Source organism: uncultured Shimia sp. (genome assembly GCF_947493595.1).
Taxonomy (GTDB): domain Bacteria; phylum Pseudomonadota; class Alphaproteobacteria; order Rhodobacterales; family Rhodobacteraceae; genus Shimia.
The window spans coordinates 1-296 of the sequence record NZ_CANLRL010000021.1 but is presented as its reverse complement, the minus strand read 5'-3'; the positions used below and the strand labels follow the sequence as shown (position 1 = coordinate 296).

Below are 296 nucleotides of genomic sequence, written 5' to 3'. Positions count from 1 at the left end.
CCGCCGGTGGTGTGCACCACGCCTTTGGGCTGGCCGGTGGAGCCGGAGGTATAAAGCACAAACAGCGGATCTTCGGCGTTCATCTCGGCGGGTTTGCAGTAGTCACCCACCTCCATGACCATCTCGTTGTAGTCATAATCACGGCCATCAATCCAGGTGGTCTGATCACCGGTGCGCTTCACCACCAGACATTTTACAGTGTCTTTGGTGTGCAAAAGGGCGGCGTCGGTGTTGGATTTCAGTGCAGTCTTGCGGCCGCCACGCGGCGCGCTGTCGGCAGTGATCACAACTTTGGC

The 296-nt window shown here is 58.4% G+C and carries 1 protein-coding gene; it reads right to left on the bottom strand.

What is annotated here, in order from left to right:
• Nucleotides 1–296: AMP-binding protein (locus Q0955_RS20845; RefSeq protein WP_299428833.1), on the bottom strand; the 296-nt coding region annotated here is incomplete at both ends.